We start from the raw sequence: 19,938 nt of genomic DNA on the forward strand, positions 1-19,938 counted from the left end.
GCAAACCAGTTTCTCCCTCAAACCGAAGAAAGAGTGTGCACCGCGCGCCCGCGTTGCGGCAAGCCTCATTTTTCCTTGCGCCAGTTCACCGACCCGCGGCTTTCGCGGTTGCTGGTTTCGATCTCGATATCAAAGCCGCGCGCGATCAAATAGCGCAGCATCAGCACCTGCCCGGTACCCAGCAATGACACGCCGTAGCTGACATAAACCTTGGGCGACAAATATTTGCCAAAGCCCAACACGCTGCCACCCAATGCGCGCGAATGCATGACACCGGCATCATCCAAGCCAATCCGGCTGCCCAACTGCGATGCCAACAAACTGCCCCCGGCGGTCAATGCCGCTGATGCAGCGCTCACTTGACGTTCCTCCTCGGTATCCAAGCCCGAGAGCGGGCGCCCCAGGGTCAGATAGGCCAGCGCGTCCGATTGACTGGTGGCCGGGTTGCTCCACACTTCCGCCTGCGGTTTGTTGGCACGTCCGGTGACCTTGATCCCCGCGGTGACATCACCGACATCGCGTTCCGCACTGACATCCAACAACGGGTTCGCCACCGGATCATTCGACCAGACCAAGCGACCGCGGGTGATTTTCAAGTTTTGCCCATAGGCGCGATAGCGTCCGGCCACATTGAGCGTACCGGCGGCCAGGGTCTCTACGCCCGGATTCATCCGCACGCGCAGTTGCCCGCCCAAGGTGCCGGTCAACCCGAAGCCTTTCAAATTCACGTTGTCACCCAACACCAGCAGCAAGTTCATGTCCAAGGCAGTCTTCGCCGCGGCCTTCGGATCGACCGGATCCAACACCACCACATCACTCGATCGGGTCTTGCCGTTCGACAATCGCTCAAGCTCGATGCGCGCGTCGGGAATGCCGACGCTACCGGTCACCTGCAGCGGTTGTCCCGCGCTGAATTTCACCAAGACGTCCGGATCCACCACCGCGTATAGATCGCGCGTGTCCGAGATCAAAATATTCCTGCCGCGCACGTTGAGTTGCAGCGGCGTGTCTTGTCCACGCCAGCCCAGCGTGCCGTCAATCTTCAGCACGCCGTCGCCGCTCTTGATGCTGCCGGTGATGCGCGCATTGCCATCGGCTTGCGCGCCAAGTTGAAGGTTGCCCTCGCGCAACACAATGCCTAGCGCGGGCAGTTCGGCGCGGAAATCGGCCAAGCGCGCATTGCCGCCGATGGCCGGCGCGCCCAAGCGACCGCCGAACTGAATGCGTCCGCTCAAGTGGCCGGTGGGATCGACGATATCAGGCGACAACAATTCCATCAGCGTCAGGTCGCGCGTATCGATATCCACAAAGCCCGACAACGGTGCGTTCATGTCATAGCCGGCGGCGAGGTTGGCGGCCAATTTGCCGTCGCCGTTGAAACCCGCACTCATCCGAGCTTGCCAACTGTTGCCGTCGAAGCTGCCGTCAACATCGAGATTGCTGAAATTGAACGCGGTCTTGCGGTTTTTCAGATCGAGGTTGATGCCGGCCTGCGGTGAGGTAATGCGCGCGGTACCGCGGAAACCGTTACCCACCGGTCGCACGTCCGCCACCAAGGCGAACTCGCCATGGATGTCCCAGGCGCTGCCGTCTTTTCGCCGCGGAATATACGGCATCAGCAAAGCGCTGGTGATGCCCTGCCCTTCCGCATGCACGCCGCGATTGGGCCAGTCGGCATTCACGCACAAGCGACCACCTTGCGTCGATGCAAAACAACTGGGCGTGATCTGCCAACGACTGCCGGACTGCGTGAATCTTGCCGCAGACTGCAAACGCCAAGCAGCACCCTTGCTGGGTGCGAGCTCGAGTCGGCTCAACAGCCCCTGCCAATTCGTGCCGCGCTTTTGTGCGCTGCCGGCAAATTGCATCGTGCCTTGTGGTCCGCGTGCGTCGCCTTCCAACACCAAATCTTCCATCGCACCGGTGGCGTGGACGTTCAGGCTATCGAAGGCGAGGCCGGCGCGAATGCCTTTGCCGGTCACGCGCAAATCACCGCGTTGTCGACCCGACCACGGCAATCGCCCCACGGCGGTGAACGCATCGGCGCGATAACTGCCAAACGCCACACCGCGTCCGGTCAAATCCGCATCGATATCGGGGGCGCTGCGCGCGCCACCCAAATGGAGGCGCCCGCGAATATCACCTTTGGCGCCGGGCATCACATCATCGAGTGTGAGCGGCGACAAGGTGGCGTCCACATCCAAGTCTTGCGCCATGTGTCCGCGCGCCACGACAGCACTGCCGCCGAGCCGCAGGTCCACATCCCCTTTGGCAGTCAGGCTGTCTTTGGCCGTCGCCGGCATAGACAATTGGACGTTGCCGCGTCCGGACAGGGCACGACCGCGCAATTGACCGCCGAGATTCTTGGCGTCGACCGCCACATCCAATCCGCCGCGCGCATTACGCGAGCCGGTGCTGTGCACGTCCCCGCGAATCGCACCGCGCCAATCCGGCAGGAAGTAGCCCGGATCCAGGCCGGCCAACGTCGCTGTCGCATCCCACTTCAAGGCGGGGTTGAAATCCACTCGCCCGGTCGCGTCCATGCGCCCCTGCGGCATCACCACATTCAATGCTTGAATGCGCATGCCCTTGCGGTCACCGATGCCGTCGAGCTTGACGTCTGCGCGTTGTTTGCCGCGAAACAGCACCCCGCTGCCGATCGCCGACCAGGTATCCAAGGTCCCGGCGATGCCAAGGTCGGCACTTGCACCAATGCGGTTCTCGCCTTCGCCATACCGCAGTCCGCGCGCGTTGACGGCAAACGATACGCGACCCTTGTTATCGCCCTTGAAGTCACCGCTGCCGGTGGCGGTGATCCGACCGCCGAGCACGTCCACCACCAACGGTGCGAACGACAGGCGCTGCGCTTCCAGCGTCACTTTGGACGGCTGCACCACCAGACTGAAGTCGCCGCGTTGCAGGGTCGCATCAATGTCGGCCTTTCCGCCGGTGCCACGTGCGGACACATTGAAGGTCATTTGTTCGGACGTGCGGTTGAGCCCCTGCAACAAGGCCGGATCCAGACCCTGCGAGTTTGCCGACAGTCGCCACGTCGGATTCGCGCTATCGCCGCTCACGGTCAGCAACGCGCGTGTGGGCGCCGGCGCATTGCCCGACACCGCCACATTCAACTGATTGAGATTGCCCAGGGCACGCATGCCGATCGCCGGCCGCGTTGCGCCCAATGGCGCGGGCATCAACGCGCTGGCGGTGAAATCGGTGCGGTAGTTGTCGCGCGGTGCGTATTCGCCGTGGGCCGTGAAGCGCCCGCGATCACTGTCCACCGTCACATCGGTGAGCTTCAAATAATCTTCCTGGGCGTCCAAGCCGCCACGCACCCGCGAGATATCAATCAGGGGCGCGCCGGCTTGACTGACTTTCAAACCATCGATGACGACCTGATCTGCGCGAATGGACAGCGGCGGCTTGATCGACGGCAAGGATTCCGGCCAACGCGGCAATTCAAACGGTTTGGTTGAACGCGGAATATCCAAGGTCGCATCCGCCACACGCATCGCGTCCAAGCGCAGTCGACGGCCGAGCAAGGGCTGGATGGCGGGATCAATGACAATCGTTCCGGCACTGAACGTCGTCGCCTGTGGTTGCGTGCATTTCGGATATTTGACCGGCTTGCCTTCCACATCCGGACAGCCGAGATAGGTCACGCGCACGCCATGCAATGTCATCGGTCCTGAAGCGGGGCCTTCCGCGGATTGCCAAGTGAACTCGGTGCCTGAAGGCAAGACCCATTTGATGCGATTCAACAAGAAGTCACGGCCGGCCAAGGTGGTCAACAGCCACCAGATCAGCGCGCCTAACAAAAGGATCAGGGCGAGTGTGCCGAACCCGCTGCGACGGGCGATTTTGACATTGCGCGCGCGCCGCAGGGCACGGAGCTCGGCGATCCGCGCTTCGCGCTGTTCGGGTGTCGCGTCTTCAGGCAGCGGGGGCAGCGCAGGTTTTCTTGCCATCACAGATCAGCGCCGATATTGAAGTGCAGGGTGAAAGCGGAATCGGGCGTGTTCAACCCGCGCGCGATATCGATGCGCACCGGCCCCACCGGCGAACGCCAGCGCACACCGACGCCCACACCGGTATGCCAATCCGGCGTCTTGCCGTTGAAGGCACTGCCGGAGTCCACAAAAGCCGCCACACCCCACTGCGGACGGAAATAGTGCTCGTATTCAACGCTTGTCGTGAACAAGTTGTCGGCACCCAAGGCATAGCGCTTCTTGCCGGTGGCGTCGATCAAACGCGGCCCGACCTCACGCCAGTTGTAACCGCGAATGCTGCGATCTCCGCCGGCATAGAAGCGCAAGGACGGCGGAATCACTGCGGTGTCGGCATGGAAACTCCGACCCAATTCACCCCGCACAATCAAACGGTCGCTGTCACCGATGCCTTTGAACCACTGGCCGCGCATTTGCAATTGCCCGAACGCGCCTTGTCCGCGAACCGCGCCGCCGCGTGCCGTGAGCCCGACGCCCCAACCACGACGCGGATACAAGCGGTCATCGACATTCACGTAATCCACGCGAATCTGCGGGTAGTACAAACTGGCGTATTCGTAGACCTTACCGGGAGCGGCATCGTCCAAAAGGGAGTAACTCCAACGCTCGCGCAGGAAGTGAAGCGAAGCGGTGGCGGTCAGGTTGCGATTGATTTCACCGCTTCGGCTGAAGACGGCTTCGACGCGGCGCGAATCGATGTAATCGGTTTGCTCGTCGGAGTACTGCGCGCCGATGGTGTACCAGCCATCCAACCACTTGAAGGCCGGAATGCGGTATTGCAGTGTCGCCGTCTTGCGGCGCTTGCCGTAATCGATGTAAGCGGCTGCCTTGTGTCCGCGCTTGTTCAAATACCGGCGTTCGACCCCGGCGTTGAAACCCGGTCCGTCGAGGGTGCCGTAGCTCACACCCAGGGTGTAAATGCTGCGCTTGGCGGGCTTCAACTTCACAGTCACCGGCACTTCGCGGTCGCCGACGGCTTGATCCGGGTGGGGTTCGATGTCGATCGTGCTGAAGTAATCGAGCATGGTGAGTGAGCGGCGCAGGCGATCGATACGCCCTTGGTGGTAGTACTCGCCCTGGTTCCAATAGATCAGTTTTTCCAAGATGCGCGGATAGATGATTTCTTCCGGCGTCTGCTCGAAGGTGACCGGTCCCATGTTGTAGCGATCGCCACTGTTCCAACGTAGATCGATGTCGGCGGCATTTTGTGCGCGGGTCACTTCCACCCGATGGGCTTCAAATGCGGCGTCGAAATAGCCGCGCTCGGCCAATCGCCGGGTGATGAAGGCCTTGCTGCCCTCATACACTTCGTGGTCCATCACTTCACCTTTGCGCGGCTCGAAGTTCTCCAACTCTTCGCGCAAATAACGATCGTCACTGCCATCGCCGCTGATGGCCAGATTGACCCCGCGGATGCGGACCGGCTCGCCTTTGTCCACTTCGATGATCACGGCCAAGGCGTTGCGATCACCGGAGGTGGTGACCTTGATGACCGGGTTGTAGTAACCGAACGGCTCCAATGCCTCGCGCGTTTCCGCTTCGGCAACTTCGACCAGATAGTCCAAGCGACGATCGGAAATGTCTTTGTCACGCGCGTCTTCCAGCGACAGAACTTCGCGCACATTGGCGGTCATCTCGTCGTCGAGGCCGTGGATCTCAATCCGGTTGATCTCCGCGGCCGACAACGCGGTCGAGCCGAGGATCAGGCAAAGCGCTACAAGGTGTGGGAAGCGAACACGCATGGTCGACAGAATAACCACTCGCGCTTGAACGCTTCCTCGCTTTTTCTTGACGCGCTCAGCTTCGCATGCCGGTGCCGCGCTTCATCAACCACAACGCAATGCTGGCAAGCACGACAACGAAGGCCAACATCAATGCGAATGACGTCCACAAGGGCACATCGCTGACGCCCAACAGGCCGTAGCGGAACGCATTCACCATGTAGAAAATCGGATTCAAATGGGTCAGGGTTTGCGCCCATTCCGGCAACAGCTTGACCGAATAGAACACGCCGCCGAGGTAAGTCAGCGGGGTCAGGATGAAGGTCGGGACGATGGCGACGTCATCAAACTTCTTCGCGAATACCGCGTTGATGAATCCGGCCAAAGAGAAGATGACCGCGCCGAGGAAGACCGAGGCCAAGGTGATGAAGGGATGCGGCACGTGCAAGCGCGTGAACAACAGCGCGATGCACATGACAATCGCGCCCACCATCAGACCGCGCAACAAAGCGCCGGCGATATACCCGCCCAGGATCACCCAATTGGGCATCGGACTGACTTGCAACTCTTCGATGTAACGGCCGAACTTCGCGCCGAAGAAACTCGAACTGATGTTGCCGTAACTGTTTTGGATGACGCTCATCATCACCAGACCCGGCACGATGAAGGCCATGTAGTTCACGCCGTCCATCTGACCGATCTGACGGCCGATCAAGCCGCCGAAGATCAGGAAGTACAAGGTCATGGTGATCGCCGGCGGAACCAATGTCTGGCTCCAGATCCGCAGGATGCGGCTGACTTCGCGACGGGCGATGGTGCCCAATGCGACTAGATTCGGATGGCTCATGCCTTGTCCTCCACCGGGGCCGTCAGTCGCACGAACAACTCCTCCAATCGATTCGACTTCGTGCGCATCGAGCGCACCCGGATGCCGGCTGACTCGAGCGCCATGAACACACTGTTCAAATCTTTGTTGCGCGGCATGTCCACTTCCAAGGTGTGGTGGTCGGTGGCGACCATCTCGACCTCATCCACGTGCGGCAGCTGCGCCGGCAAACTGCCTTCGATGTCGAGCACGAAGCCCTCCACGTCCAGTTGCGCCAACATCGAGCGCATCGGACCTTCCGCCACGATGCGGCCGTGATTGATGATGGCCAGATTGCGGCAGAGGCTTTCCGCTTCTTCCAAATAATGGGTGGTGAGGATGATGGTGGTGCCGGCCGCGTTGATCTCACGCAGGGTTTGCCACATGCCACGTCGGATTTCGATATCGACGCCCGCCGACGGTTCATCGAGGATCAGCAACTTCGGCTCAGTCATCATCGCGCGCGCAATCATCAGACGGCGCTTCATGCCGCCAGATAGCGTGCGACTCATCATGTCGGCCTTGTTCGACAACTGCGCGGCCGCCAATTGTTTCTCGGCGCGCACAGCGGCTTCCGCCCTGGGGATGCCGTAGAAGCCGGCGTAGTTCATCAGGATGTCGCGCGGCTTTTCGAACATGTTGAAGTTCAGCTCTTGCGGCACCAGGCCCAGCAAGCGCATGGCTTGGCTACGGTCGGTTTCCAGATCGACGCCGAAGATGTTGACGCTGCCCGAGGTCTTGTTCACCAGCGAGCTGATGATGCCGAGCGTGGTCGACTTGCCGGCACCGTTCGGGCCCAGCAGGGCGTAGAAATCCCCCGGCTGTACCACCAAATCAATGCCCTTGAGCGCCTCGACACCGTTGTCGTAAGTCTTGCGCAGACCGTGGATCTCTAGCGCGGGCGTGCCCTGCGCCGATGTTGCTGAAGTCATTTGAACCCAAGCCGATGACACGAACCATTTAGTATATGGGGTGTTCCCGTTTCCCGAGGCTTCGCGCCCGCTTATTCCGTGGTGGATTTCTTTCCTATTCGTTTGGTTGCGCGTGAGATGGCCGCGCCGTCCGTCCTGCATCTGCGGTTTGTCCGCGACGACGGCAAGGCCTTGGACTACACGCCCGGCCAATTCATCCAAATCCATTTTCCGTTGGCGGACGGCAGCACCGCGCGCCGTAGCTACTCCTGCGCCACGCGCCACGACCACGTTATTGCCTGTGGCGAAGCGGTGGAGTTCGTTGCCAGTTGCATTCCCGGTGGTGCGGCAACCGCTTTGTTCCAAGGCATGGCCATTGGTGACACCTTGAACGCCAGCGGACCGCTGGGTTTGTTCAGCCTGAAGCCCGGCGACGCCAATGCACGCTATTTGTTGATCGCCACCGGCACCGGTGTCGCCAGCTACCGCTCAATGCTGCCCGATCTTGAGCGTTTGATGCGCGAGCGCAAGGTCAAAGTCGTGGTAGTGCACGGCGTGCGCACGCCCGACGACCTGCTGTTCGCCGACGAGTTCAACGACACGGCGCGGCGCTTCCCGGAATTGTTTGAATATCGCATCGCGTTCTCACGCGCATCGTTCGAAGCCGGCGATTCGCGCGCCACGCCGGCGATCGCGCAATCGGGTTACGTGCAAAGCGTGCTGCCGGCACTCAAGCCGGTGCCGGGCGAAGACATTGCCTATATCTGCGGCAACCCGGTCATGGTGGATGCAGTGGTCGAATTGCTGAAAGCGGATGCCCTTCCGATGAAGGACATCCGCCGCGAAAAATACATCAGTCTCAAATAATCGCTTACTTGGCTTCCGCCACCGGCAACGGCCCTTCGGCGACCATCATCGACGCGTTGTTGCTTTCATCGAGGAAGGTCACCACCCAAATGGCCTTGTCGGCGCGGCGAATCAGATAGGTGTCGGTACCTTCGCTGTAATACCGGTAGGCGTCATCAATCTTGTCGAATTCTTTCAGGAAGGACTTGAGTTCTTCCTCATGCGCGTTGGCAAAGGACTCGTCGAAGATCTTGTTGCTGACGCGCTTACCGCCCAAGGCTTCGACAGATTGCGCGATGCCCTTGCCCAGCTCGAATTTCGAATAGGTTTTGCCATCGTTGGTGTAGAACTTCGTTTCGAAGGTTTTGCCCTCGACCCATACCAGCGCATCACCGGTCCACACCGGCACGCGCGCCAAGTCTTTGGTGTCTTCTCCGAGCTTGTCGGTATCGAAGCGATAGCCTGCCGGCAATTGCACGTAGGGCCATTCGCCCAGCGGCTTTTCGGAGACCGGGTAGCTGTTGATATCAAACGTTGCAGCGCTTGCCGTCGGCGTCGGCGCAGCCGGAGCCGCGTTCGCATCAGCGCTCGCCGCCGGGGCGGTTTGTGTTGCGGCTTCCGAAGCGGGCGGCGCGGCGTCTGCGGCGGCGTCCTTCTTCTTGCAGCCAACCATCACGAGTGCCGCCACGGAAACGGCCAACAAAGAACGCTTCAACATCATCCGGTGTCTTCCTGATTGGGGGAAAGCCCGAATTTTAGCCACGAAATGTGAAATTCGTCACCGAATGGTGCGTAACGAACGCTCAAACCGGCGCAGGAACGTAGACCTCACCTTTCATCAACACGCGTGCCGAACGCGACATCACCGCCTTCGTCACCACCCATTCGCCCTCGTGCTCGCTCACATCCGCACCCACGCGCAGCGTGCCCGACGGATGCCCGAAACGGACCGCGTCGCGTTTGCCGCCGCCCGCTGCCAGATTCACCACGGTGCCCGGCACCGACGCGGCAGTGGCAATCGCCACCGAGGCGGTGCCCATCATCGCGTGATGCAACTTGCCCATCGACAGAGCGCGTGCCAGCAAATCGATGTCGGTGGCCGCAATGTGTTTGCCGCCGGACGACACATAGTCGGCAGGCGGTGCCACGAAGGCGACCTTCGGCGAATGTTGGCGCGTCGCGATCTCGTCGGCGGTCTTGATGATGCCCATCTTCAAGGCACCGGCTGTGCGGATGGCTTCGAATTTTGCCAGCGCTGCCACATCGTTGTTGATTGCGTCTTGCAGCTCGGCACCGGTGTAACCGAGATCGGCGGCATTGAGGAAGATGGTCGGAATGCCGGCGGTGATCATGCTGGCCTTGAAGCTGCCGACACCTGGCACGTCCAAATCGTCGATCACGTGTCCGGTCGGAAACATCGAACCGCCCCCCGCTTCGCCATCGTCAGCGGGATCGATGAACTCGAGCACGACCTCGGCCGCAGGAAACGTGACGCCATCCAATTCGAAATCCCCCAACTCCTGCACTTGGCCCGCCTGCATCGGCACGTGCACCAAGATGGTTTTGCCGATGTTGGCCTGCCAAACGCGCACTGTACAGATGCCATCGCGCGGCACGCGCGACGGATCCATCAAGCCGCTGCTGATCGCAAACGGACCGACGGCCGTGCTCAAGTTGCCGCAGTTACCGGTCCAATCGACAAAGGCCTTGTCGATCGCGACCTGACCATACAGGTAATCGACGTCATGGTCGGGCTGCGTGCTTTTTGAAATGATCACCGTTTTGCTGGTGCTGGAGGTCGCGCCGCCCATGCCATCGGTGTGCTTGCCATAAGGGTCCGGCGAGCCGATCACCCGCATCAACAACGCATCGCGATACTCGCCCGGCACTTGTGCCGCTTCGGGCAAATCCTGAAGACGAAAGAACACGCCTTTGCTGGTGCCACCACGCATGTAGGTGGCCGGGATTTTGATTTGCCCGCTCATGCGCGCCCCAGGAAGTCATTGGCGAAACGTTGCAACACGCCCCCGGCGGTGTATACCGACACTTCTTCGTCGGAATCCAACCGGCACAACACCGGTATCGAGACGGTTTCGCCGTTCTTGCGATGTACCAGCACGGTCATCTCCGAACGCGGCGCAATCGCACCGCGCACATCAAAGGTTTCAGTGCCATCCAACGCATAGGTGTGGCGGCTCTCGCCGGCCAGGAATTCCAAGGGCAACACTCCCATGCCGATCAGATTGGTGCGGTGGATGCGTTCGAAACCTTCGGCAACAATCACTTCGACACCGGCAAGACGAACACCTTTCGCCGCCCAATCACGCGAAGAGCCTTGGCCGTAATCGGCACCGGCAATGATGATCAATGGCTGACCGCGATCCATGTAGGTTTCGATGGCCTCCCACATGCGCACCACCTGGCCTTCCGGCTCGATGCGCGCCAAGGAGCCTTGCTTCACGCTGCCATCTTCGTTCTTCACCATTTCATTGAAGAGTTTCGGATTGGCGAAGGTCGCGCGTTGTGCGGTGAGATGGTCACCGCGGTGCGTGGCGTAGGAATTGAAGTCTTCTTCCGGCAAACCCATCTTGGCCAAATATTCGCCAGCGGCACTCGAGGCGAGAATCGCGTTCGACGGCGACAGGTGATCGGTAGTGATGTTGTCACCCAAGACCGCCAAGGGACGCAGTCCGGTCATCGTGCGCGGTTTTGCCAGCGCACCTTCCCAGTAGGGCGGGCGTCGGATGTAGGTTGATTGCGCGCGCCAGTCGTACAGCGGCGACACTTTCAACCGGGTGCTGCCGCTGCGATCGAACATCGGGTCGTACACAGCGGTGAAGTGTTCCGGTTTCACGGCTTGCTTCACCAAGGCATCGATATCGGCATCACTCGGCCAGATGTCTTTCAAGAACACCGGGTTACCGTCTGCATCGACACCCAGCGGATCTTTTTCGATATCAAAGCGCACGGTGCCGGCAATGGCGTACGCCACCACCAACGGCGGCGAGGCCAGGAACGCCTGCTTCGCATACGGATGGATGCGGCCGTCGAAGTTGCGATTGCCCGACAAAACGGCGGTCGTATACAGATCGCGCGCAATGATTTCCGCTTGGATATCCGGATCCAAGGCACCGCTCATGCCGTTACAGGTGGTGCAGGCAAACGCGACGATGCCGAAGCCCAGTTGTTCGAGTTCGTGCTTGAGTCCGGCCTCTTGCAAGTACAAGGCCACCGCTTTGGAACCCGGTGCCAACGAGGATTTCACCCACGGCTTGCGCACCAGGCCTTTGGCATTGGCATTACGCGCGATCAGGCCCGCGGCGATGACATTGCGCGGATTCGAGGTATTGGTGCAGCTGGTAATCGCGGCGATGATCACCGCGCCGTCCGGCATCAGGCCTTCGGCTTCTTGTGCTTCGGCACCGGCCAAATCGCGCGCGATGCCGCGTTCGGCAAGTGCCGACACCGGCAACTGCGCGTGCGGATTCGACGGGCCGGCCATGGTGCGCGTCACGCTCGACAGATCGAAGGTCAGCACGCGTTCGTATTGCGCCTCGCGCAGCGAATCCGCCCAGAGGCCGGCTGTCTTGGCGTAGCTTTCGACCAAAGTGACTTGTTTGTCGCCACGTCCGGTCAAACGCAGATAGTCCAGCGTGTTGTCGTCGATGTAGAACATTGCCGCAGTCGCGCCGTACTCGGGCGCCATATTGCTGATGGTCGCGCGATCGCCCACCGTGAGTGCCGCGGCACCTTCGCCGAAGAATTCCAAAAACGCGCCGACCACTTTTTCCTTGCGCAAAAAAGCTGTCAAGGTGAGAACGATATCGGTCGCGGTGATGCCGGCTTGCGGGCGCCCGGTGAGTTCCACCCCGACGATGTCGGGCAGTCGCATCCACGAGGCGCGTCCCAACATGACGTTCTCTGCTTCCAGTCCGCCGACACCCACGGCGATGACGCCGAGCGCATCCACATGCGGGGTGTGGCTGTCGGTACCGACACAGGTATCGGGATAGGCCACGCCGTCGGTCACGCCGACGACCGGTGACATTCGTTCGAGATTGATCTGGTGCATGATGCCGTTGCCGGGCGGCACGACATCCATGTTTTCAAAGGCATGACGCGTCCACTCGATGAAGTGGAAACGATCATCATTGCGGCGATCTTCAATCGCGCGATTCTTGCGGAAGGCATCGGGATCGGTGCCGTCGGCTTCCACCGCCAAAGAGTGGTCGACGATCAACTGCACCGGCACCACCGGATTCACCGCCGCCGGATCGCCGCCCTGCTCGGCAATCGCATCGCGCAATCCCGCCAAGTCCACCAAGGCGGTTTGACCGAGAATGTCATGGCACACCACGCGCGCCGGGAACCAGGGGAAATCGAGATCGCGCTTGCGGCCGATCAGCTGACCGAGATAGTCATTGATGCGTGCGGGTTCGGCACGGCGCACGATGTTTTCAGCGAAAACCCGGCTGGTATACGGCAGTCCCGCCCAAGCGCCAGGCTGCAGGGCTTCGACGGCCGCTTGCGCATTGACGTAATAAAGATCGGTGCCGGGAAGCGGCTGCTTGTGTTCGATGTTCATGTGCACTCCGTTGGTCAACCCATTTTACGCGCGACACGCCTGTCAAGGACACTTGACACAATACGTTTTCTGCCTTTAGTCTCTTGTAAAGCGTCCTTTACATATCAGCTTGGATTTGTAACGGACCCCGAGGGAGAGACGGATGAAATTCTTGTGGGACTACGAAAAACGCATGCACATCGCGTTGGCTTTGGGCCTGGTCTGCGGTGGGGTGTCACTCGCGGCGCATCTTCGGCCGGGACTGATGGATGATGAACTGGCCGGCTTTCTAGCCGGCATGTCTGGTGGCCTGATCGTTTGTTGGGTGTGCTTCATGCTGTTGCCGCGCTGGTGGCGCGACAGCATCGCCGTCCAACGCGAAACCAAAGCCGGTCGCCAGTACATGCGCCGGATGGTGCCGTCCATGTTCGCCTACGTTATCTTGCTGCCAGTCTCGATGCTCTTGATTCGCCGGGGCATAGAGGCCGTTTGGGTTCGCGCATTTATCGCCTTGCTGCCGGTTCTGCCGATCGCGTCGGTACTGATCGCCTTTATCGGCTATATCCGCAACGCCGATGAGTTCCAACGCAAGGTCGAGCTGGAATCGATCGGTGTCGCCGCCCTGCTCGTCTCGCTCGGCTATATGTCGGCCGGCTTCTTGCAGTTGGCGCGTGTCATCCATTTCGACGCCGGTGCCGCGATGATCTGGGTATTCCCGGTGCTTTGCATGGGTTACGGCCTTGGCAAATTCCTCGCGATGCGCCGCTATCAATGAACAATCGTCTGCGCGAACTCCGTGAGCAAATGGGCTGGTCGCAAGCTGCGCTGGCCGAATTGCTCGAAGTCTCGCGACAAACCATCAACGCTTTGGAAACCGGCAAGTACGACCCGAGTTTGCCGCTCGCTTTCAAAATCGCCCGCGCCTTCGATGAGCCGATCGAACGCATTTTCATTTACGACGTTCCCCCTTCAAAAGGATCCTGATCCATGCCACGCAAATACAGACTGGTGCTGGCAGTCGTCGCGCTGATCGCGCTCTTCGGCTACCGCTACTGGCAAAGCCATTCGGCGAAAAAGCCCGCCACTGCAACCACCGCCACCCCGGCGAAAGAGGCCGAGCCGGTGAAGCAGCGCCATTACGGCACGCTCGCCTTCAAACCCTGCACGCTGTCGACGCCGATGGCGCGTGAGGGTGTCACTGCGCAATGCACCACCTTCACCGTGCCGGAAAACCGTGAGCAGCCCGACGGTCGCAAGATCGCCCTCAACATTGCTTGGGTGCCGGCCAACGAAGGCGCGGAATTGGCGCCGGATCCGGTGTTCTTCATTGCCGGCGGCCCGGGCCAATCCGCGGTCAAGAGCTATCCCCAGTTGGCCGGCGCCTTTGATCGCATCCTCGACAAGCGCGACGTGATTCTGGTCGACCAGCGCGGCACCGGCGAGTCGAATCCGCTCAAGTGCGGCGGCAAGGATGAAAACGGCGACCCGACCGAAGCCGAGACATTGGCCGATGTGGAAAAGGCCACGCGTGACTGCGTTGCCGAGCTGTCCAAAGTCGCCGATCTCACCCGCTACGACACCACCACTGCGGTGGCGGATCTGGACGCCGTGCGCAAAGCCATGGGCATCGAAAAGATCAACCTGATGGGTGTGTCCTACGGGACCCGCGTGGCACAGCAATACGCCATGCGCTATCCGAACAGCACGCGCACCATCGTGTTGGACTCGGTCGTGCCGAACACCACCATTCTGGGCAACATCTGGGCACGTAACTTGGAAGACGCGCTCGATCAGCAATTCGCGCTGTGCACCCGCAATGCCGATTGCGTGAAAGCCGTTGGCAACCCGCGTGATTCGCTGAACACCGTGATGGCCACGTTGCGAAAGGGCCCGGTGCCGGTCACCTATCGTGATCCGACCACCGGCATCGTCAAGACCGACACGCTGAAGGCAGAGGAAGTGGCGAACCTGGTGCGCATGTTTGCCTACATGCCGGCGATGGCCGCCTTGATTCCGCAGCAACTGCATGAAGCCGCGCAAGGCCGTTACGACAGCCTCAAGGCGATGACCGACATGCTGAAGTCGGGTCTCGAAGACCAAATGATGATGGGCATGCAAATGTCTGTGATCTGCACCGAAGACGGCGACAGCGTGGTCTCGAATGAAGACGACAAGGACACCGTGCTCGGCACCACCCTCACCGACGCCATGTCTGCGATGTGCAAGATCTGGCCGAAGGGCAAGATGCCGGCCGACTTCCACAACGCGCTGGCCACCGATGTGCCGGCACTGATTTTGGAAGGTGAGCTCGACCCGGTCACGCCGCCCAAGTACGGCGAGGAAACCCTCAAGACTTTGAAGAACGGCCGACTGTTCGTCTTGCGCGGACAAGGTCACAACGTCATCGGCGTCGGTTGCATGCCGAAATTGTTCGCCAAGTTCATCGATACCGCGGACGCCAAACAACTCGATGGCAAGTGCTTGGACAACCTTTCCTACACCCCTCCTTTCACCTCCTACAACGGATGGACCCCATGATCACGGCGGAAACCCTGCACAAGACCTTTGCCGGCAAAGGCAAGAAAGACGCGCCGGTGGTTGCGGTAAACAGTGTCGGCTTCACCGCGCGCGACGGCGAGATCACCGGTTTGCTCGGCCCGAACGGCGCCGGCAAGACCACCACCATGCGCATGCTCTACACCCTGATGCAGCCCGACCAGGGACGCGTCTTGGTGGATGGCGTCAATGTCGCTGACGATCCGGTCTCGGTTCGCCGCAGCATCGGTGTTCTGCCTGACGCACGCGGCATCTACAAGCGATTGACCGCTCGCGAGAACATCCGCTACTTCGGCGAGTTGAACGGCATGTCGGCCGCACAGATCGACGCACGCATTGCCGAGTTGGCGAAGTCCTTGCAGATGGAAGATTTTCTCGACCGCCAAACCGAAGGCTTCAGCCAAGGTCAGCGCACCAAAACCGCCATTGCCCGCGCGTTGGTTCATTCGCCCAAGAATGTGATTTTGGACGAACCCACCAACGGACTCGACGTGATGACCACGCGTGGCTTGCGCGAATTTTTGCGCCAACTCAAGCAAGAAGGCCATTGCGTGATTTTTTCCAGTCACATCATGCAAGAGGTGTCGGCACTCTGCGATCGCATCGTGATCATCGCGCAAGGCCGCGTCATGGCCGAAGGCACACCGGACGAACTCCGCGAAAAGGCGGGTGAACAAAATCTCGAAGACGCCTTTGTGCGTCTGATCGGCACTGAAGAAGGACTGCACGCATGAGCCGCATGACCACCGTTCTCGCGAAAGAGTTGAAAGAACTCTCCCGCGATCGAAAGACCCTCGGCCTGACCTTGTTCATGAGCCCGGTCCTGATCGTGATGCTGATCTTCGGCATGGGCACCTTCATGAAGAAGAAGCACACCACGCAGATGGACAAGGAGTTGGAGATCGCCATGGTCGGTGCCGAGTACGCGCCGAATTTGGTCGCCTACTTGAAAGCCCAGGGCATTCATTTGAAGAAGGTCGCCGACCCCGACGCGGCGATTCGCAATCAGGATGAAGATGTCTACCTGCGCATCGGCAAAGACTTCGATGAGAAGTGGCGCAAAGGCGAGCCGGCGATGGTGGAAGTCGTGAGCGATTCAACGCGCCAGGACGCATCGATTCCGACCCGTCGCGTGCATTCGCAATTGCAGGCTTACAACCAAACCGTCGGCGCACTGCGTCTGGTTGCGCGCGGCATTTCGCCGGCAGTGATCTCGCCGATGGTGGTGACCGACAAAGACCTCTCCACCCCCGAGGCGCGCAAAGGTTTGGCGCTGTCGTTCATGCCGTACTTGTTGATTCTGGGCGGCTTCATCGGCGGCGCGGCATTCGTCATCGACATGACCGCGGGCGAACGCGAACGTCAATCCTTGGAACCGCTGCTGACCACACCTGCTTCGCGCAGTGAAATCGTCACCGGAAAAATCACCGCCTCGGTGTGCATCAGCATGTTGAGTGTGTTGTTCACCTGTCTCGCTTTCAAGTTGGCGGCGATGATCACGCCGGGCTTGGGCAGCATGATGGATGTGCGCATGATGGCGGTGGTCAAGATGATGCTGATTTTGGTCCCGATTGTCGCCGTTGGCTCGGCTTTGTTGACCGTGATTTCTTCCAACGCGAAGTCGGTGAAAGAAGCGCAGAGCTACATGTCGATGTTGATGTTGTTGCCGATGTTGCCGACCATCATCCTGATGATCAATCCGATCAAGAATCAGTTGTGGATGTTTGCAGTGCCGTTCCTGTCGCAGAACCAGTTGTTGTTGAAAGTCCTGCGCAGCGAGAACATCCCCGCGCTGGAATGGCTGGTCTACTTCGGCGCCAATCTCGGCATTGCGTGGTTGCTGTGGTTCGCCGCGGTGAAGCGTTATCAGAACGAGAAGTTGGCAGTAGCTTCCTGATGAAACAAAAAAAGCCCGGGTTTCCCCGGGCTTTTTTTTGACTTCGCCAACCTGACTTACGGTTGGAAGTTGATGGTGCGACGCGTGGTTTGAGGCGAGGACACCGGCTTGAACTTCCAACGCTTCACCGCATTCAAAGCTTCGCGATCGAAGACGCGCGGCGGATCGGCGCTCACAACACGGGCATTGCTGACCGAACCATCGCCATCCACGGTGAACTCGACCTGGACCGTACCGCCTTGGCGTGCACGTTTGGCTTCAGGCGGATAACGCGGGCTCGGCGTGGAAACGGCGACCAAGTCGCTCGAACCTGCCGACGGACGCGGCGCGGCCGGTTGCGATTGCGCGGCACGTTGCGCGGCCGCACGATCGGCGGCTGCCTTGTCGGCGGCGGCCTTGTCTGCTGCTGCCTTGTCGGCGGCGGCTTTGTCGGCGGCAGCACGCGCAGCCACGGCAGAGGCGGCGGATTGCTGTTCGGCACGCGCCTTGTCGGCGGCTTGTTTGGCGGCGAGTTCTTTCGCGGCTTGCTCTTGAAGTTTCTTCTGTTCTTCCAAGCGCTTCTTGTCGAGCTCAGCTTGCTTGGCTTTTTCCGCTTCGGTCAGTGCCGGCGCGTTGGCGGCGGCGGTTGCTGCGGCTTTTTCACCTTCCGAAATCGAATTCATCAAGCGCGGCAATGCTGGTGCGGCGTTGTCGGTTTTTTCCAGCAAGGCATACAGGCGCTTGGCTTCCGGGAAGTCCTTGCGCGCAATCGCTTGCTCGGTCGCCATCACGGCATAGGGTTGCAAGTCGGTCAGTGCCGACGCGACACCCGGATCGTTGGCGGATTTGTCACGCAATGCCAGGTAGTACTCCATCGCGTTGTCGCCTGCCGGCGCATACATGCGCGTGTCGGCCAAAGCTTTTTGCGCAGCCGTGCGAAGTTCATCCGCACTCATCGCTGCAACGGCACTGGAGACAGCAGCCGGCGGCGGCGCGGCGGCCGGTTCGCCCGCAGCGGTTTGACCGGCGGCGGTGGTGGCATCGTCTTTTTTGCAAGCGACCAAACCGCCTGCCAACACAGTGCCCAAAGCGGCCACTGCCAAATAACGCATCGCGCCCGGACGGGCGAGTTTTGCGCGCTGATTCATGTTTTCCCCCATGGGATAGCGTATTGACCCAATTGCCATACAACGATGACGTGAGCCGCTTGTCAACAGGATGTGAGGGCTTTTCGCCAAGTGCGTCGCAATCGACGCCTATTTACCGATGCAGAAAGTCGAAAAAACCGCACCCAGCAAGTCATCCGCTGTTACCCGGCCGGTAATTTCGCCGAGGGTGTCATGACAACGACGCAGGTCATCGGCGCATAAATCAATTTGCCCCGCACCGCATTCAGCTATTGCATTGCGCAAAAGTTGCGTGGCTCGTGTCAGGGCATCGACGTGACGGGCGCGGGCGGTAAACGCCCCCTCACCCATGGTGCGTTGTGCGTGCTCGACGATGGCGTCGCGCAAGTCCGCCAACCCTTCGCCGGTTCGCGCGGAGACCACCAACGCGTCGGTCACATCACTGCGCGCCAGGTCGCCCTTGTTCACCACCCAAATGACCGAGCGGGCCGGCGGCAATTCGTCTTGCAGCCGCGCGCGGCCCAAGACCGGGTCTTGCGCATCCACCACCGCGATCACCAAATCAGCGACGCCCAAGGCAGCGCGCGCACGACGCATGCCTTCGGCTTCGATCGCGTCGTCGGTCGCACGCAAACCGGCCGTGTCGACCAAGGTCAACTCGATGCCGCCGACGCGGACGGTTTCTTTCAAGACATCGCGCGTGGTGCCTGCCACTTCGGTCACGATCGCGCGATCCACGCCTGCCAAGGCATTTAACAAAGAGCTCTTGCCGACGTTCGGCGCGCCGACCAAGGTCGCGTGCAAGCCGTCGCGCAATTTCTGTCCTTGTCGGGCTTCGACCAAGGTCGACTCGAGTGATGTTGCCAATGCGGACAATCGTTGTTCGATGCGGGCGATGTCGTCGGTATCGATCGGCTCGTCGACGAAATCGATGGACGCTTCCATTTGTACACGGATACGCAAGATCTCGTCGGCGACGTCGTCAATGCGTTTTGAAAACACCCCATCGAGCGAGCGTCGTGCCGCTCTGGCCGTTTGCGCATCACGCGCTTCAATCAAGTCGGCAATTGCCTCGGCCTGGGTCAGATCCAACTTGCCGTGCAAAAACGCGCGTTCACTGAACTCGCCCGGCAAGGCGCGGCGCGCACCGAGCGTGCAAGCCGCATCGACCACCGAGTCCAGCACGACCGGACTGCCATGCAGTTGCAGTTCCACCACATCTTCGCCGGTGAAACTGGCCGGTGCGGCGAATGCCAGCGCGATGCCGTCATCCAAGACCTGCGACTGCGCGTCGCGGACGCGCACGCGGGTGGCGTTGCGAAGCGTGAGTGCGCGGCCGCACATGGTTTCGGCAATGGATCGCGCATCAGGTCCCGACAAGCGCACGATGCCGACGCCCGCGGGCACCGGCGCCGTGGCCACGGCGACGATCGTGTCTAACGCGTGGCCGCCGGTATGCATT

General features: G+C 60.5%; 15 protein-coding genes. 6 read left to right on the plus strand and 9 right to left on the minus strand.

Annotation, left to right across the window (positions count from 1 at the left end; all coding sequences use genetic code 11):
- Positions 1-65: 65 nt before the first annotated feature.
- Genes H8L67_RS00640 through H8L67_RS00655 form a run of 4 tightly spaced genes read right to left on the minus strand, consistent with a single transcriptional unit; the run spans position 66 to position 7,528 of the window.
- Complete coding sequence (locus tag H8L67_RS00640) at positions 66-3,971, minus strand: translocation/assembly module TamB domain-containing protein (RefSeq protein WP_220379884.1); 3,906 nt, start codon at positions 3,969-3,971, stop codon at positions 66-68.
- Entirely contained in the window at positions 3,971-5,752 is a 1,782-nt protein-coding gene (locus H8L67_RS00645; protein WP_220379885.1) for an autotransporter assembly complex protein TamA, read from the minus strand. The genes H8L67_RS00640 and H8L67_RS00645 overlap by 1 nt, the downstream gene beginning before the upstream one ends.
- Positions 5,753-5,807: 55 nt before the next feature.
- Complete coding sequence (locus H8L67_RS00650) at positions 5,808-6,578, minus strand: ABC transporter permease (protein WP_220379886.1); 771 nt, start codon at positions 6,576-6,578, stop codon at positions 5,808-5,810.
- Positions 6,575-7,528, minus strand: coding sequence for an ABC transporter ATP-binding protein (locus tag H8L67_RS00655; RefSeq protein ID WP_220379887.1), 954 nt, complete (start codon positions 7,526-7,528; stop codon positions 6,575-6,577). The genes H8L67_RS00650 and H8L67_RS00655 overlap by 4 nt, the downstream gene beginning before the upstream one ends.
- Before the next feature lie 33 nt (positions 7,529-7,561).
- On the opposite strand from H8L67_RS00655, the gene H8L67_RS00660 reads away from it, so the two are divergent.
- Positions 7,562-8,374 carry an FAD-binding oxidoreductase gene (locus H8L67_RS00660; RefSeq protein ID WP_434063437.1) on the plus strand — a complete coding sequence of 271 codons (813 nt, stop codon included), beginning with the start codon at positions 7,562-7,564 and terminating at the stop codon, positions 8,372-8,374.
- A gap of 4 nt (positions 8,375-8,378) precedes the next feature.
- Here H8L67_RS00660 and H8L67_RS00665 read toward each other — a convergent pair whose 3' ends face one another.
- The 3 genes from H8L67_RS00665 to acnD form a co-directional block, all read right to left on the minus strand.
- On the minus strand, positions 8,379-9,071 hold the full coding sequence (locus tag H8L67_RS00665) for a hypothetical protein (protein WP_220379889.1): 693 nt from the start codon (positions 9,069-9,071) through the stop codon (positions 8,379-8,381).
- Between the two features lie 85 nt (positions 9,072-9,156).
- A complete protein-coding gene (gene prpF, locus H8L67_RS00670; protein ID WP_220379890.1) occupies positions 9,157-10,338 on the minus strand; it encodes a 2-methylaconitate cis-trans isomerase PrpF in 1,182 nt (393 codons plus the stop codon).
- Positions 10,335-12,938: a Fe/S-dependent 2-methylisocitrate dehydratase AcnD gene (gene acnD / locus H8L67_RS00675; RefSeq protein ID WP_220379891.1), complete on the minus strand. Its 2,604-nt coding sequence runs from the start codon at positions 12,936-12,938 to the stop codon at positions 10,335-10,337. The genes prpF and acnD overlap by 4 nt, the downstream gene beginning before the upstream one ends.
- Before the next feature lie 142 nt (positions 12,939-13,080).
- Here acnD and H8L67_RS00680 point away from each other — a divergent pair, with 142 nt between their 5' ends.
- Genes H8L67_RS00680 through H8L67_RS00700 form a run of 5 tightly spaced genes read left to right on the plus strand, consistent with a single transcriptional unit; the run spans position 13,081 to position 17,370 of the window.
- The gene (locus H8L67_RS00680; RefSeq protein WP_220379892.1) at positions 13,081-13,692 is read left to right on the plus strand and encodes a hypothetical protein; all 612 of its coding nucleotides are present in this window, start codon (positions 13,081-13,083) and stop codon (positions 13,690-13,692) included.
- Positions 13,689-13,901, plus strand: coding sequence for a helix-turn-helix transcriptional regulator (locus H8L67_RS00685; RefSeq protein WP_220379893.1), 213 nt, complete (start codon positions 13,689-13,691; stop codon positions 13,899-13,901). Before H8L67_RS00680 ends, H8L67_RS00685 begins: the two co-directional genes overlap by 4 nt.
- A 3-nt stretch (positions 13,902-13,904) precedes the next feature.
- Positions 13,905-15,455 (plus strand): alpha/beta fold hydrolase, encoded by a 1,551-nt coding sequence (locus H8L67_RS00690; protein WP_220379894.1) that lies wholly within the window; start codon positions 13,905-13,907, stop codon positions 15,453-15,455.
- Positions 15,452-16,207 carry an ABC transporter ATP-binding protein gene (locus tag H8L67_RS00695; RefSeq protein ID WP_220379895.1) on the plus strand — a complete coding sequence of 252 codons (756 nt, stop codon included), beginning with the start codon at positions 15,452-15,454 and terminating at the stop codon, positions 16,205-16,207. The genes H8L67_RS00690 and H8L67_RS00695 overlap by 4 nt, the downstream gene beginning before the upstream one ends.
- The gene (locus tag H8L67_RS00700) at positions 16,204-17,370 is read left to right on the plus strand and encodes an ABC transporter permease (protein ID WP_220379896.1); all 1,167 of its coding nucleotides are present in this window, start codon (positions 16,204-16,206) and stop codon (positions 17,368-17,370) included. The genes H8L67_RS00695 and H8L67_RS00700 overlap by 4 nt, the downstream gene beginning before the upstream one ends.
- A 56-nt stretch (positions 17,371-17,426) precedes the next feature.
- Here H8L67_RS00700 and H8L67_RS00705 read toward each other — a convergent pair whose 3' ends face one another.
- A complete protein-coding gene (locus tag H8L67_RS00705) occupies positions 17,427-18,461 on the minus strand; it encodes an energy transducer TonB (RefSeq protein WP_220380669.1) in 1,035 nt (344 codons plus the stop codon).
- A 144-nt stretch (positions 18,462-18,605) separates the two neighbouring features.
- Positions 18,606-19,937, minus strand: a complete 1,332-nt coding sequence (gene mnmE, locus H8L67_RS00710) for a tRNA uridine-5-carboxymethylaminomethyl(34) synthesis GTPase MnmE (RefSeq protein WP_220380670.1) — start codon at positions 19,935-19,937, stop codon at positions 18,606-18,608.
- Position 19,938: the final 1 nt, after the last annotated feature.

It is taken from the genome of Lysobacter soyae (genome assembly GCF_019551435.1).
Classification (GTDB): Bacteria; Pseudomonadota; Gammaproteobacteria; order Xanthomonadales; family Xanthomonadaceae; genus Solilutibacter; species Solilutibacter soyae.